Origin of the sequence: Klebsiella pneumoniae subsp. pneumoniae HS11286 (genome assembly GCF_000240185.1) — a bacterium.
GTDB classification, from domain to species: Bacteria; Pseudomonadota; Gammaproteobacteria; order Enterobacterales; family Enterobacteriaceae; genus Klebsiella; species Klebsiella pneumoniae.
Genome location: NC_016845.1, coordinates 2,284,119 through 2,297,648, shown reverse-complemented (window position 1 = coordinate 2,297,648; position 13,530 = coordinate 2,284,119). Strand labels below are relative to the sequence as shown.

Sequence of the window (13,530 nt, the reverse complement as noted above, 5' to 3'; positions counted from 1 at the left end):
GGCCTTGGTAAGTGAACCCGAAATCACCACCGTTGATGGCATTGTCTTTTACTACTACAGTGCCTTGTCCAACATCATGGTTATTGCTGCTGAAGGTTACGAAGTAAATACCGTTTTTCATGTCACACCTTATGTTGTAGCCAATCGGCAAAGGCATTATAGACACGCTACTTACGGGGAGAAAGATGGCATTTTAATAACTGCCGGATATGACTAATTTTTCCCTCTAAATATTTCAGACCGACGTATGTCGGCCTTATCCCGGTTGCACTGCCCCAGCGCTGATAGCAGACTGACGTTTAAATCAAGGCTCTGGCCCCACGTCATCTTGTCCGGTATATCAGGATAAGGCGTTTCAGCTGTCAGGCTGGAGGGTAGCGGCACTACCGGAACGGTGACGTAAACTGTCTTTGTATTGCTGCAACCGCTTAACTGCGCCAGCAGGAATACCAGCGGGAGCGCAATCATCATTCGCAACAGCCACTTTGATATCCGCCGCGGCTCCCGATGCGTCCAGTGCGATCTGCTCTTTGGCATTTTTGTTGGCCTCCGCGATGGAATTGAATATGGTCATGGTGGTAAGAACGTTGGCTGTGATGGCCTGAGTGCTGTTTACCTGCTGCTCGGCGCCATCGGCTCGGGTTTTCTGCTCAGCAGCAGCGTTGTGGTAATGCATTACCAGCCACCCAAGGCAAACCATCAGGCAGATCACAACAGCGCTGATAATGGCTGCTAATCGGCTCATTCATCTATCCCCCAACATGCCAGTGCGCTTTCCTGATCACGACGAGAGACCTGGCCGTAACAATTGTTCGAACGCACGCGGCAATCTTTTCCGCCATCAAAAATCCACCGGCGAATTTCAGCGCAGGCGCCTTTCCGGTCACCGGCATTCAGCTTGCGGTAGAAGGTGGAAGGAAAGCATTTACCGGGCCCGATGTTATAGGGGCAGAAACTGGCAATCCCGACCTTTTGAGGGGGTGTCAGAGGAACACGCACATTCTGATCTACCCATGCCAGCGCCTTATTGCGCTCGACGGCATTAACCTGATCGCATTTGGCCTGGGTTAACTTCATTCCCTGGGTTACAGGTCTTCCATCTACCTGGGTAACTCCACGACATATCGTCCATATGCCGGCGCCATCGCGGTATGACGTGAGGCTTTTGCCCTCTTTCTCATTCAGGAACTGGTCCATAAGAACGGGAGCTGAAGCGCCAGCAGCGATAAGCGCCAGCATGGCCGAACTGAGTTTCGTTTTCAGGTTAGCCATCGCTATTCATCCTGCGGTGGCGGGCCACCATAGCCACGATCGAGGGATTGCTGATACATCTTCGTCCAGCGGCGCTTAAAGTGTAAGCGTCGTCTCAGCACCGTCTGGCAGATCCTGAAATTCCTGAGAGGATAATGGACACCAAATATGGTGGACGCTATCCATGAAATCATTAACCGCAGTGCGTAAAAAAAGCCCTAATTATCCCGTTGAGTTCAAAATCAAAATGGTTGAACTCTCGCATCGACCAGAGATCTCCGTAGCGCAACTCGCTCGTGAGCATGGGATCAACGATAATTTGCTGTTCAAGTGGCGCCAGTACTGGCGCGAAGGAAAACTACGTCCTCCTTCAACAACAGAAAACAACGTGCCTGAGCTGCTCCCGATAACACTTGATGCCGAAGATGTTGTCCCTGCAACCTCCCCCCGGTCACAACCTGTAGCTGCTGCGGCACCTGAATCACTCAATATCAGCTGTGAAGTGACGTTCCGGCACGGATCACTCCGTCTGAATGGTGCCATCAGCGAAAATATCCTGAACCTGCTGATACGGGAGCTCAAACGTTGATCCCATTACCATCAGGGACAAAGATCTGGCTGGTCGCTGGCATCACCGATATGAGAAACGGCTTCAACGGCCTGGCGGCAAAGGTGCAGACGACGCTGAAAGACGATCCGATGTCAGGTCACGTTTTTATCTTCCGTGGGCGTAATGGCAGTCAGGTAAAGCTCCTCTGGTCTACCGGCGATGGACTGTGTCTGCTGACCAAACGGCTGGAGCGCGGCCGCTTCGCCTGGCCGTCAGCCCGGGATGGCAAAGTGTTCCTCACACCGGCACAGCTGGCGATGCTCCTTGAAGGTATCGACTGGCGGCAGCCTAAAAGACTGCTTACGTCACTGACTATGTTGTAGGCCTCTTTATCCTGGTCGACGCTGAATGAGCCTGGTAATATACCCGGTATGAACAGCTTACTTCCTGACGATATCGATGAACTGAAACGTCTCCTTGCCGAACAGGAGGCGCTGAACCGTGCCCTTCTGGAAAAGCTGAACGAGCGTGAACGCGAAATAGATCACCTGCAGGCGCAACTGGATAAGCTGCGCCGGATGAACTTCGGCAGCCGCTCCGAAAAAGTCTCCCGCCGTATCGCGAAGATGGAAGCCGACCTTAAGCAGTTGCAGAAAGAAAGCGATACCCTTACCGGCCGGGTGGATGACCCGGCCGTGCAGCGCCCGCTGCGGCAGACCCGTACCCGCAAACCGTTCCCTGAATCACTTCCCCGTGACGAAAAACGGCTGCTGCCGGCAGCGTCATGCTGCCCGGAATGTGGTGGTGCGCTGAGTTACCTGGGTGAAGATGCCGCCGAACAGCTGGAGCTGATGCGCAGCGCCTTCCGGGTTATCCGGACAGTACGTGAAAAGCATGCCTGTACTCAGTGCGATGCCATCGTGCAGGCCCCCGCGCCTTCACGGCCCATCGAGCGGGGTATCGCAGGACCGGGGCTGCTGGCCCGCGTGCTGAGTTCAAAGTATGCAGAGCACACCCCGCTGTACCGCCAGTCTGAAATATACGGCCGCCAGGGTGTGGAGCTGAGCCGCTCACTGCTGTCGGGCTGGGTGGATGCGTGTTGCCGGCTACTGTCACCGCTGGAAGGGGCGCTTCAGGACTATGTGCTGACTGACGGTAAGCTCCATGCTGATGACACGCCTGTCCCGGTGCTGTTGCCAGGTAATAAGAAAACGAAGACCGGGCGGTTGTGGACGTACGTTCGTGACGACCGTAACGCCGGGTCAGAGCTGGCGCCGGCAGTGTGGTTCGCTTACAGCCCGGACAGAAAAGGTATCCACCCGCAGAGCCATCTCGCTGGCTTCAGCGGTGTTCTGCAGGCGGATGCGTACGCCGGGTTCAACGAACTGTACCGCAATGGACAGATAACGGAAGCTGCCTGCTGGGCTCATGCCCGCCGCAAGATCCACGATGTGCACGTTCGCACCCCGTCAGCACTGACGGAGGAAGCCCTGAAACGGATCGGTGAGTTATATGCCATCGAGGCGGAAATAAGGGGGATGCCGGCGAAGCGACGCCTTGCAGAACGTCAGCAAAAAGCTAAACCGCGGCTGAAATCCCTGGAAAGCTGGCTGCGTGAAAAGGTGAAAACGCTGTCGCGACACTCAGAACTGGCGAAAGCGTTCACGTACGTACTGAACCAGTGGCCGGCGCTGGCTTACTATACTGACGACGGCTGGGCCGAGGCAGATAACAACATAGCTGAGAATGCGCTACGGATGGTCAGCCTGGGCCGCAAAAACTACCTGTTCTTCGGTTCGGATCATGGAGGAGAGCGGGGAGCGCTGCTGTACAGCCTGATCGGGACATGCAAACTGAACGGAGTGGAGCCAGAAAGCTACCTTCGCCATGTGCTTGATGTTATAGCTGACTGGCCGATAAACCGGGTCAGCGAACTGCTCCCCTGGCGCGTAGCACTGCCAACTGAATAACACATCCCCGTCAATACGGTTCTCGCTGCACGCTTACCTTAAAGTAGAGATTGGTCAGATAAGTCGCTACACCGATTATCACGCCACTGGCCAGGGCAATAAAATTCCAGTCAAGGCCATGAAACCAGTCATAGGTCCTTGCCAGCCCGGTGCATATCAGGCCGCCTGACGAGCAGTACGAGGCCGCCGAAAAGATTTTGTCAGGCATTTTCATAGTCTCCACCTCCGATAATGTTCGGGGTGCTATCTGTAGTCAGTAAAAGGTTCAGGGCCGTCGGGCTGGATTTAACAACGAAGCGTGTCGATGATGATTCCCGTGAGCCTGAAATGAAAAAGGCCACGCAAATGCGCAGCCTGTAATTGTCGCGGGTAAAATTTAATTGTCGCTCGTTGGACGCTAACCCGCTTTTGACAACGCGCCCATCCAGAGCGCGGCCTCAATGGAGGTCTTCCAGTCGGCCAACTTTTCAGTCGCCAGAAACAAAAAACCCCGCCGAAGCGAGGTTTCATGTTTTAATTTCGTACGGGCGTTATATCCCACGATTGAAAGCATACTAGACACTTTTATGCAAAGTCAATACTATCATGCAAAAAATAGCCGATATTTGTTCCGATCATATTAATAACTTGTCGCTTTCTCAAATTCTACTGCAGCCTGACGCTCCCCCTGACGCAGCATGTCCACCAGCCCCTCATAGAACGGTTTCCAGTTGCGTGACCACGAAGACTGATGGAGATCCGGGAGACGCTTCAGAATGGCGCGGTGAACCGTCGCTGAGGGTACAACAGAGAAGCCATTTCCAGAGCAGCGCTCACATGTTTTGAAAACCGGTGCGCCAAGTTCTTTGGTCGCTTTGCGATCTAACACCTCCCCTTTACCACCACACCTGCATCGCGCATGGATCACTTTCTTTCCTCCACACACTCCACAGACCCTTTTCACCAGTTCATTTCTAATCTTTGGGGCCTTCACCTCGACACCGTCTGCATCGAAAATACCAGGGTGCTTAATTACATCTTCATGGCTGGAAATAAAGCCGGTTCCGCTGCAGCTGTGACACGTTGCGCTGGTGGCCGCCGAACGTGAGTACTCCGCAAAAGCAAATTGTGCCAGCGTCAACATGCAGGTGCCGAGCTTGTCACCGGCGGCTTTGCGGACATTTTTAGGAGCGTTTTTGATGGCAAACTGCGCCAGCGCCTGAATTGCAAGCTGTTCATCCGTTTTGCTGATACCAGCCTTTCCGAAGAAAGCGGCCAGGCCGAAGCGTGCCCTGCTGCTGGTCACACCGATCCCGGTCATAATGTCTGTGCCATTCAGGCGATTCGGGGATGTGCTTTTCGCGTCGTCGGTGATATGCATGCCCTGAGGGCTAAAGTGTTTGAGGGAGGCTTCCAGTTTCATTCTTCGCACTCCCCGACCAGGTTCAAAATAATGCGATCAAACAGCGAATCCCGTTCCTCAAAATAGTCACATGCCAGTAACCACTTGCAGACTGTTAATGCTTCAGCCCGGGTAACTGGTTTCATGGCGCACAAAAGGTCAGTGAGCCACCCGCGCCGATCCCAGATAATCTGGACGTAGCCATCGCCATTTTGTGTTTTATACCTGTGACGAAGTACGGATTCCCAGTAATCCCATTCAATGGTTACATCGCTTAATGTCCAGGGAGAGAGGAGGATGTTTTTAAAACCTTTAATTTCTCTTACGCGAAGTTCTTCCGCCTCACGACTTAAGTTTTTTTCATCGGCCCAGTTTGCATAAATATGACTGAAGCGCTCCATAACAAGGCGCTCAGCATCAGTAATTTTCTCAGGCGAAAAGTCCTGTTCGATGGTGAAGAATTGGTTATGTTGCAGATTGTTATTGTTCATCATGCTGCCACCTTTTTATAGAAAACTTGTTCACGAACCTGATCGCCGTTCATAAGCATATCATTGAAATCTCCGTTATCCGGCCAGCGTATGCTGACTTTCACCAGGTCGTTTTTCGCCAGCAGGTTTGCGTGGGCGCACTCGAACGCCGCGGCATGTCCAGTTGCAGAGTGCTTGTCCATGTCGGCAAAAATAATCAGATGCTTCACACCTGCCGGGACCCGGAATTTCTTCATAAACCCGCTGTTGATTACCGCCCAGGTGTTGACGCCATAAACCTGATAACAGGAGAGTGCTGTTTCGATACCTTCGGCAATGCCGATCGTCGTTGATACCGGAAACATGCGAATGGCCACAGAGCGGGCGTGATCCAGATAGCTGTCCTCTTGAAGCGACTTAAGACGTTTGGCGCTATCAATATCTGCCTTCCTGTCGCCGTCCAGCAGCGTCTGGTGCAGGTAACAAAGCTCAGCTTTGTCATCGGTAGCCAGGGCATACAGAGCTTGATAAACGCGCCCCGCATGGCGTTGGCGGTCACAAAAACGGATGCCTTCTGCCGGCAGGCGACTTATCCCACGTTGAAGAAGGTAACCAGCCGCGCTAGTTCCCCGTAAATCGAGCAACTTGGAAAACTTACTGATGACTCGCTGGCGCTGCCGCGCCGCCGAACTGTTAGAAGGCACGTTGATGCGCTGATAGTTATTCCCGATGAGCTGGTCCACTTCTGCGCAGATGGCGGAAAAGCTTTTTGACTGGGTCAGGGTCAGCAGCTTCATCCCGTCACCGCTACCGCATACACAGATCCATGTACCCTGACCGTCACGGTCATCAACGCGATACTTCCCCCGCGCCTTACAGACCGGACATTCTCCCTTGTAATGGTTTTTCCCGGTGATAGGCGGCAGCCCGTAATATTCAAAAATTTCTGACCACCGGCCTTTTGCTGCTTCTGCTGTTTTCATATCACTGACTCGCACTATTTACGTTTTTCTGGAGTTTTCGTTTTGCTTCGATAATTAATTGCCCGTCGCTGCCCTCAGGAGGCTCATAGTTGATACTGGCGCTCGGAGGTGGAAATAGATCCTGGTCAGGTTTCTTCCCCATCTGCTGCAGGCGTTCGCGGCGTTTAGCAAATTTGATAAGTTTGTGTTTGATGTGATTGCTGACCTCCGGTGTGATCTCCATTGGAAAGTCGCTTAAGCCGTTGGGCCATTCGCCGAATTTCTCCTGAAAGGTATGAGCACACCAGCCATCGCTGACAGGTTTCCCCTGCGCCGCACGATGACGCTGGTAAAACTTGATCTGACTCCACCAGGACTGCTTGTCGCTTTTGGTATAAACCGTTTCGTGCTTGCTCATTTTTTTGATGTTGCGGGTGCCGTCAGTCTCGACGTCCTGACCAACGAGCGGTTTAAATCCGCACTTTGGGCAGACGTAAACGCCGGATGGCTTCATGAAATGACATTCGGGGCATTCTTTCGGAAGTTTTTCTTCGCGCTCCTTAGTTGCGCCGGCAGCGGCCGCTTTCATGCCGTCGTTTGTGGATGGCAGATCGTCGTATTCGATGGAGTCAGGGAAGCCGAGGCGATGCACAGTGCCACTGTGATCAAAAATCAGGCAGGCATCTTTCCCGGGTGCAGTTCGCAGTCCGCGGCCCAGCGCCTGCAGCCAGCGAATTTCACTTTTTGTCGGACGGGCGTAGATAATGCAGCGAACATCACTATCAAAACCGGCCACCAGCACACCCACACTGACGATTATTTTTGTGGCGCCAGTCTCGAAGCGGTGGATCATCGCCTGCCGTTCTTCGTGGGGTGTTTCTGCGACCATCACCTCAGCGTTAATGCCCGCCTTGTTAAACTGCATGGTTACAAAGTTTGCGTGGGCCTTGTTAACGCAGAACGCCACCGTAGGAAGGTCACGACCATGACGAAGCCAGTTATCGACGATATCGCCCACCAGGTCAGAACCGCACATGATTTCCGCCAGCTGGGACTCGTCGTAATCAGTACCGAACTCTATAGATGGCTTCGTTTCTACCCCGCTAAGATCCGGTTTTGTTGGGGCGAAAAATTCGTACTTACTGAGGTCACCACGCTGGATCAATTCGCCAATCGTCGTTGGCTTAATCAGGTGTTGATAGTAATGGCCCAGGAACGGCGCAAAAGGGGTACCAGATAAACCGATAACCTTCGCTTTTTTCTCCGCTGTGATCCGTTCGATTTCTTTCAGGATACGGCGTTTACGCAGGTGCGCCTCATCGACAATAAGCAGATCGATGTTTTTGGGAAATTCACGCCTAATGAGCGTGTCAGCGCTCGCAATCTGGATCAGCAGATTTGGGTCGTAGTTCGGGTGATCACGCCAGATAAAACTAATCTGGTCTTCCGGCAACCCGTATTCTGTAAAGCGCTGGGCGGTCTGGTTAATCAGGATCGTATACGGGGCGACAAACAGAACACGCATACCACGACTAACCAGGCCGGCGGCGATAAACGCAGCCAGGCCTGTTTTGCCGCTTCCGGTCGGTGCGTAGACCATGAAGGAATCGTGCGCCTTCCAGGTGCGCCGCAGCATGTTAAGCCCACGTTCCTGTGCAAAGTTCGGTGTGATGTTAAGCATTGTCAGCCCTTTTTGAGTTCTACTCTTCCAGGAAGAAACATTCCTGACCTCTTGCCGGGATACCGTGTACCAGTTTGCTAGTGCGCCGCTCTTTTATGGTTCTGCCTTCAAGATCGGTACCTACCTAACCCATGTACCTGTCTGTTGGAAAAGGACGCTATTCCTGCCCTAACTCCCAACTCCCCCCAACCCCCCTCTTCCCTCTTCCCCATCCCATGTACTCGCAAGCTGGTACAAAGAACAAAAAACAGTCAAGGATTGTTCCCTGCTATCACCCGGCACCTTTTAAGCCCGGTGACCAACGGATCGTTACTGAGATCCGGCCAGGGGTGGCTGGGTCGTATACCCCTGCAGTGCGCGTCCGTGTGCATCCACGAATCTGCGAAGCCTCACATTGGCTTCATGCCTTGCCCGGTTCTCCTTGCGGTATGGAACGGGCTCGGCTTCGAACGATTCCTGATACACAGCTGCATAACGCTGAATGGCTTTTTGTCGTGCTGCTGGCGTCAGGCTCAGTAACTGCTGCTTGATCCATTCTTCATCTGCAGATGCGTACACAGATGGGAGCAAACCGTGGTCAGGCCTCATCCCGTGCAACATCATCTGAAAATACCTCGTCCAAACTTGTATTCAGGCCAAGCTGTTTAAACGCGCTGACGATCCGCTTTCCGACTGCAACATCAGGAATCCTTCTTCCTGTTTCGTAGTGGCTAACGGCCCCCTGGGAGCTATCAATCAGCGCGGCCAGCTCTCCCTGAGTTACCTTTGCTTTGCGTCTAAGGCTCTTGATTCCACTCATTCGATTAGTCTCGCATAAATAATACATAACGTACTATACACGGTCACAAGAATAATACAAAATGGAAGTTGCTCAGTAAATACGGAATGTAATAATCATGGCTATGAAACAGAGATGGCAGGACCTGGCCAAAACCAGGATGAAAGAAGTCGGCATGACTCAAGAACAGCTGGCAGAGGCGCTCGGCATAACGCAGGGCGGGCTGGGCCATTGGTTAAACGCCAGACGTGAACCGAACTTAGAGGTTATAGCTAAGATTTTTAACATATTGAAAATGCCCGGCTTCGTAGTAAATGCTGACGGCACTATCAGCGACTCAAGAGCCGATCACAATGTAAGTTTTAATAGCATTAACGAATCCAAGGGAAGCTACCCTGTTATAAGCTGGGTTAGCGCTGGAGATTGGATGGAAGCTGTAGAACCGTACCACCGTAGAGCGATAGATCGATGGTATGACACCACCGTTGAATGCTCTGAGGATTCGTTCTGGTTAGACGTCAGAGGCGATTCCATGACATCACCAGCAGGGCTGAGCATACCGGAAGGGATGGCGATACTTGTCGATCCCCAAGTGGAAGCAATCAACGGAAAATTGGTTGTAGCGAAACTTGACGGTGACAATGAAGCCACTTTCAAAAAGCTTGTTATCGATGCCGGTCAAAGATTTCTCAAACCCCTCAACCCCCAATACCCAATAATCCCTATCAATGGCAATTGCCGTATTATCGGGGTTGTAGTCGACGCAAAAATCACCAACCTCCCATAAATTGGCCGCGAAAGCGGCTTTTTTTTTGCCTCCAACACCCCACCAGAAACTAAAAAACCTTGAAAAACAAAATGATGTGAAATAACACACCAAAATACTCCATTTTGTATTGATCTTATTTAATACGTTATGTATTGTTTATGCATTAGCGGATTAATGGAGTGCAAAAGATGAGTACAGAGAAATTTTTTCAACTGGTAACTATACCTGATTACCGTTTCTCTTCCGATAAAGAGCAATGTCAAAACATTGATTTCGACAAAATTGCTACTGATTGCGATACAAAAACAATATCTATTTTGCAAGCCATCAATCATATAGGGGTTAGCATAATGAGTGAGGCAGAAGAAAAGAGATTAAATAAAGATAAAATAATGATGCTTTCTAGTGTGGTTGCAGACCTCGCTGAATTAGCAATAGCAACAAATAAAATAGCTAACTCAGCAACATATTCTTCCGGTTATAAGGATGCTAAAAATGTCTGATATCACTTTGCAAAAAGCAGCATCAAAGGCTTACCAGGCTGAGATTGTGGCGAGGATGCTTGAGAACTACCCTCATAAACTGACCGACTCAGACGTGGAATCTGTCGCCTCACTTTTGGCTGATCTGATTGGGCCAGTTGCAGCGTACCTTATTGAGGAAGAGTCTAAAAACCCGGCTTAAAAATTTAATTAGTAATTTTAATTACAGGAGTAATCCCGGGGATTTCTGCAATCAAATTAAGGGTAACCATGATTAATAAACAAGCATTTAAAACAGCTCAGTTATTTGTCTCTCTTGGTTATTGGTCTATAGCCATGCTTTATTTAAAAAAGGCTTACGGTAAATAAAAGTGAATAATTTAATTAGCACTTATAGACGCAGAATTTTAAAAGCGGCCTTGTTACGCCACCAGCGAAAGACTGGGAGTAGCTTACTTGTCATTAAGCTCAACAAGGGTGGGATTAGTACTATCGAATTAACTGAGATTCTTCTTGATGGATTGTTGCGGAAATTCGAGCGACTGGCGCTCGGTGAATACGGAAATGTGGAAGGTGTGAAAGCTCTTAAGGGAATTTACAGCAACTCTGTTGATGTTAATGGCAGCGGCGAATTCCTCACAGAAAGCGGGAAAGAGTTAATCGACGAGCTTATTTCTGAACTGGTTGAGTTCGTCAAAAAGCAGAAACCAGTTACTGCGGAGTCCGGCAATGAATAACCAGCAAACAATGCTCTATCAGGGTGTGCTGATCCCCCGCCCCGTGTTGAACGTGGATCTGCATGTCCTCCCTGATTTTACCGGGCGGGTAGTCTTGCACATCGAGAACGGGAGGGTGATATGCGACCGCCAGCTGTTCGACGACGAGCACATTTGCACACTGGCCACGTTTATCGAAATGGCCCGCGACGCGGGGTTGAGGATCGAGGAGGAAGCTGGTGGCACTGACAGCGATACGAATTCCTGAGAGGGTTCACCTGCAGGCGCTGCAGGTCCTGCTGCGGTATCGGCGCCGGCGGATATTCCCGCGGCGAATGCGCCGCACCGGCTACCTCAGCCTGAAGGTTAACCCACGCTGGCGCCTGTTATCGAAAGACGATGGCCGGAACTGGGAAGTTATGAGTCATGAAACCTATAACCGGGAGAAAGACAAATGATTGACAACAGAACTGTCAGCGCCATTGACCTGGCGTTGCAAAAGCACCCAACGCCAGTTGGTGATCTGTTCGCCGCGATCCGCCACGGACGCATGAAGCGGTGCTTCAGCCGGGATACCGCAATTCGTTACCTGGCGTTCTTCATGACCTCCCGAGCTTTTGGGCGTTCTGGTTTCAAGCAGCGTTATCCGGACGTGCAGGTAATTCATCCACTGAATCCAGAACTGAGTAGCTGGCAACGTGGCGCCGTGACCACTGAGTATTTTAACGCCCACCAGCGCACCGTTCGCCGGCTGCGTCGCATCCTCGCCCGCAAAAGAGAAATGCAAAAGTGGTGCAAAAAGTGGGATGCCATGCACGACCGCTACGTGAAAGAGCGCGAAGAACTACAGGCCTGTAAGCCTGGAGGGCTGAGTCGATGATTGCTTACTTACGCATTGTTCTATCGGTGGTGATTGTCGCCAGCGTTTATGGGCTGTTCGTTCCGATCCTCATTTCGATGAAGGACACGACAGCAGTTATATCCGGTTTTGCCCTGGCGATTCTGACCCCGCCGTGCATCTACGCCATTTGTAAGGGTCTTGTGCTTACCGTAACGAAGGAAAAGAAATGAAAAAAGCAATTATGGCTTCAATTATCGCACTCTCTGCCATCGGCCTTGTTGGTTGCGATCGAGTTGAGCCCGGCAACGTGGGTATCAAGGTGAATAAGTTGGGCGACGATAAAGGCGTTGGTGAAGTCGTCGGCGTCGGCCGCTACTGGACCGGCTGGAATACCGAGGTTTATATCTTTCCGACCTTCAAGCAGATGAAAACGTATGAAGACGCTTTCAACTTCCAGATGAGCGATGGAACCACCATCGGCTACCACATCGGGGTCGCGTACAAGGTTGATCCGACCAAAGTTACAACCGTTTTCCAGACCTACCGTAAAGGCGTGGACGACATCACCGACACCGACCTGCGGCAGAAAATTGCTGACGCCCTTAATCGTCTCGCAAGTCGGATGAGCACCGATAAATTCATTGACGGCGGGAAAGCTGAGCTGCTTGAAAACGCACTGAAAGAGATCCAGTCCGATATGGGGCCGGTTGGTATCCAGGTGATCAGCCTTTCTTACGTTGGCCGTCCGGAATACCCGCCGACAGTGATCGAAAGCATCAACGCCAAAGTTACGGCCAACCAGAAGACGCTGCAGCGCGAGCAGGAAGTTAAACAACGTGAAGCTGAAGCCAACATGTTACGAGCCGAAGCCGATGGCCAGGCGGATGCAAAGCTGAAATTGGCTGAAGCAGAAGCAAAGTCTATCCAGATCCGTGGGCAGGCCTTGCGTGAGAACCCTGAGGTACTGCAACTGGAGGCCATCAACAAATGGAATGGCACCCTGCCCCAGTACATGACCAGCGGAACAAACACCCCTTTTATCCAGGTTAAATGATCCACCAGCCCGGCGACAAGCCGGGCACATATGAGAGGTTCGCAATGCTTCAGAACATGCTTAACCCGGAACCAACCTCAACAGGGATCCGGTCTGGAAACCGGGTGATTGGCTACTCCGCTGCTATTCGCCTGCTGGATAACGGTCGCTATGACAAACACCTTGCCGATGGAATGGAAATTCTGGCCTGCATCATGGAAGCGGTAGAAAGCAACTGGATCACGCTCAATATCGAAAAAGAGTTGATCCTCTGGCGCTGGTTACTGGCTGCCGTGTTCATCACTGAGGAGCTGGAGAAAAACGGAACTGTCGACGTTCCGAATGATACTGGCGGTGTTGATACTGCTGTTATCTATTCCAGCAAGCATGGCGCCATTAGCGTCTATCCGGGACCTGAACGCTTTGCACTCGCCAACCATATTGAGCTGGGGGCAATCGAGAAATATGGGCCAGAGGTTGGCCAGCAGCTGGCGCTGCGGATGTATCAGGACATGGTTATTGCTGACGAAGAATTTGGGTTCAGGTTATCAGCACTTGGCCGGGAGGGGCTTAACCTCCTCCATGACAGCTTTATCGAACACATCCAGATCGAAGGTGTGCCCGAAGCACCGATTATGCATTGAGG

General features: G+C 51.5%; 21 protein-coding genes. 12 read left to right on the top strand and 9 right to left on the bottom strand.

Features of this window, described 5'->3' with window-relative positions:
* Nucleotides 1-355: 355 nt before the first annotated feature.
* Both KPHS_22620 and KPHS_22610 read right to left on the bottom strand, forming a co-directional pair.
* Nucleotides 356-745: a lipase chaperone gene (locus tag KPHS_22620; protein ID YP_005226562.1), complete on the bottom strand. Its 390-nt coding sequence runs from the start codon at nucleotides 743-745 to the stop codon at nucleotides 356-358.
* Complete coding sequence (locus KPHS_22610; RefSeq protein ID YP_005226561.1) at nucleotides 742-1,272, bottom strand: lysozyme; 531 nt, start codon at nucleotides 1,270-1,272, stop codon at nucleotides 742-744. Before KPHS_22610 ends, KPHS_22620 begins: the two co-directional genes overlap by 4 nt.
* A gap of 163 nt (nucleotides 1,273-1,435) precedes the next feature.
* On the opposite strand from KPHS_22610, the gene KPHS_22600 reads away from it, so the two are divergent.
* Genes KPHS_22600 through KPHS_22580 form a run of 3 tightly spaced genes read left to right on the top strand, consistent with a single transcriptional unit; the run spans nucleotide 1,436 to nucleotide 3,771 of the window.
* The gene (locus KPHS_22600) at nucleotides 1,436-1,840 is read left to right on the top strand and encodes an IS66 family insertion sequence hypothetical protein (RefSeq protein YP_005226560.1); all 405 of its coding nucleotides are present in this window, start codon (nucleotides 1,436-1,438) and stop codon (nucleotides 1,838-1,840) included.
* Nucleotides 1,837-2,184 carry an IS66 family insertion sequence element accessory protein TnpB gene (locus KPHS_22590; protein ID YP_005226559.1) on the top strand — a complete coding sequence of 116 codons (348 nt, stop codon included), beginning with the start codon at nucleotides 1,837-1,839 and terminating at the stop codon, nucleotides 2,182-2,184. Before KPHS_22600 ends, KPHS_22590 begins: the two co-directional genes overlap by 4 nt.
* Nucleotides 2,185-2,232: 48 nt before the next feature.
* Nucleotides 2,233-3,771, top strand: a complete 1,539-nt coding sequence (locus tag KPHS_22580; protein ID YP_005226558.1) for an IS66-like element ISKpn24 family transposase — start codon at nucleotides 2,233-2,235, stop codon at nucleotides 3,769-3,771.
* A 10-nt stretch (nucleotides 3,772-3,781) separates the two neighbouring features.
* Here KPHS_22580 and KPHS_22570 read toward each other — a convergent pair whose 3' ends face one another.
* On the bottom strand, nucleotides 3,782-3,985 hold the full coding sequence (locus KPHS_22570) for a class II holin family protein (RefSeq protein ID YP_005226557.1): 204 nt from the start codon (nucleotides 3,983-3,985) through the stop codon (nucleotides 3,782-3,784).
* A gap of 17 nt (nucleotides 3,986-4,002) precedes the next feature.
* On the opposite strand from KPHS_22570, the gene KPHS_22560 reads away from it, so the two are divergent.
* Complete coding sequence (locus KPHS_22560) at nucleotides 4,003-4,131, top strand: hypothetical protein (RefSeq protein YP_005226556.1); 129 nt, start codon at nucleotides 4,003-4,005, stop codon at nucleotides 4,129-4,131.
* A gap of 37 nt (nucleotides 4,132-4,168) precedes the next feature.
* On the opposite strand, the gene KPHS_22550 is transcribed toward KPHS_22560, so the two are convergent.
* The 6 genes from KPHS_22550 to KPHS_22500 all read right to left on the bottom strand — a co-directional run bounded on the left by KPHS_22550 (nucleotide 4,169) and on the right by KPHS_22500 (nucleotide 9,275).
* On the bottom strand, nucleotides 4,169-4,324 hold the full coding sequence (locus KPHS_22550; RefSeq protein ID YP_005226555.1) for a hypothetical protein: 156 nt from the start codon (nucleotides 4,322-4,324) through the stop codon (nucleotides 4,169-4,171).
* Nucleotides 4,325-4,390: 66 nt separating this feature from the next.
* On the bottom strand, nucleotides 4,391-5,173 hold the full coding sequence (locus tag KPHS_22540) for a putative antitermination protein (protein YP_005226554.1): 783 nt from the start codon (nucleotides 5,171-5,173) through the stop codon (nucleotides 4,391-4,393).
* Nucleotides 5,170-5,646 carry a hypothetical protein gene (locus KPHS_22530; protein ID YP_005226553.1) on the bottom strand — a complete coding sequence of 159 codons (477 nt, stop codon included), beginning with the start codon at nucleotides 5,644-5,646 and terminating at the stop codon, nucleotides 5,170-5,172. The genes KPHS_22540 and KPHS_22530 overlap by 4 nt, the downstream gene beginning before the upstream one ends.
* The gene (locus tag KPHS_22520; RefSeq protein YP_005226552.1) at nucleotides 5,643-6,620 is read right to left on the bottom strand and encodes a putative phage DNA primase; all 978 of its coding nucleotides are present in this window, start codon (nucleotides 6,618-6,620) and stop codon (nucleotides 5,643-5,645) included. Before KPHS_22520 ends, KPHS_22530 begins: the two co-directional genes overlap by 4 nt.
* Entirely contained in the window at nucleotides 6,607-8,220 is a 1,614-nt protein-coding gene (locus tag KPHS_22510) for a putative helicase (protein ID YP_005226551.1), read from the bottom strand. Before KPHS_22510 ends, KPHS_22520 begins: the two co-directional genes overlap by 14 nt.
* Nucleotides 8,221-9,107: 887 nt before the next feature.
* Nucleotides 9,108-9,275, bottom strand: a complete 168-nt coding sequence (locus KPHS_22500) for a hypothetical protein (protein ID YP_005226550.1) — start codon at nucleotides 9,273-9,275, stop codon at nucleotides 9,108-9,110.
* 725 nt (nucleotides 9,276-10,000) lie between these two features.
* Between KPHS_22500 and KPHS_22490 the strand changes: the two genes are divergently transcribed.
* The 8 genes from KPHS_22490 (at nucleotide 10,001) to KPHS_22420 (ending at nucleotide 13,528) form a co-directional block, all read left to right on the top strand.
* Complete coding sequence (locus KPHS_22490; protein ID YP_005226549.1) at nucleotides 10,001-10,315, top strand: hypothetical protein; 315 nt, start codon at nucleotides 10,001-10,003, stop codon at nucleotides 10,313-10,315.
* Complete coding sequence (locus KPHS_22480; RefSeq protein YP_005226548.1) at nucleotides 10,308-10,496, top strand: hypothetical protein; 189 nt, start codon at nucleotides 10,308-10,310, stop codon at nucleotides 10,494-10,496. The genes KPHS_22490 and KPHS_22480 overlap by 8 nt, the downstream gene beginning before the upstream one ends.
* 373 nt (nucleotides 10,497-10,869) lie before the next feature.
* On the top strand, nucleotides 10,870-11,031 hold the full coding sequence (locus KPHS_22470; protein ID YP_005226547.1) for a hypothetical protein: 162 nt from the start codon (nucleotides 10,870-10,872) through the stop codon (nucleotides 11,029-11,031).
* 314 nt (nucleotides 11,032-11,345) lie between these two features.
* The gene (locus tag KPHS_22460; RefSeq protein ID YP_005226546.1) at nucleotides 11,346-11,468 is read left to right on the top strand and encodes a hypothetical protein; all 123 of its coding nucleotides are present in this window, start codon (nucleotides 11,346-11,348) and stop codon (nucleotides 11,466-11,468) included.
* Nucleotides 11,465-11,890 (top strand): hypothetical protein, encoded by a 426-nt coding sequence (locus KPHS_22450; RefSeq protein ID YP_005226545.1) that lies wholly within the window; start codon nucleotides 11,465-11,467, stop codon nucleotides 11,888-11,890. Before KPHS_22460 ends, KPHS_22450 begins: the two co-directional genes overlap by 4 nt.
* Nucleotides 11,887-12,081, top strand: a complete 195-nt coding sequence (locus KPHS_22440; RefSeq protein YP_005226544.1) for a hypothetical protein — start codon at nucleotides 11,887-11,889, stop codon at nucleotides 12,079-12,081. Before KPHS_22450 ends, KPHS_22440 begins: the two co-directional genes overlap by 4 nt.
* Nucleotides 12,078-12,905 (top strand): gp20, encoded by an 828-nt coding sequence (locus tag KPHS_22430; protein YP_005226543.1) that lies wholly within the window; start codon nucleotides 12,078-12,080, stop codon nucleotides 12,903-12,905. Before KPHS_22440 ends, KPHS_22430 begins: the two co-directional genes overlap by 4 nt.
* A gap of 104 nt (nucleotides 12,906-13,009) precedes the next feature.
* Complete coding sequence (locus KPHS_22420) at nucleotides 13,010-13,528, top strand: hypothetical protein (RefSeq protein YP_005226542.1); 519 nt, start codon at nucleotides 13,010-13,012, stop codon at nucleotides 13,526-13,528.
* Nucleotides 13,529-13,530: the final 2 nt, after the last annotated feature.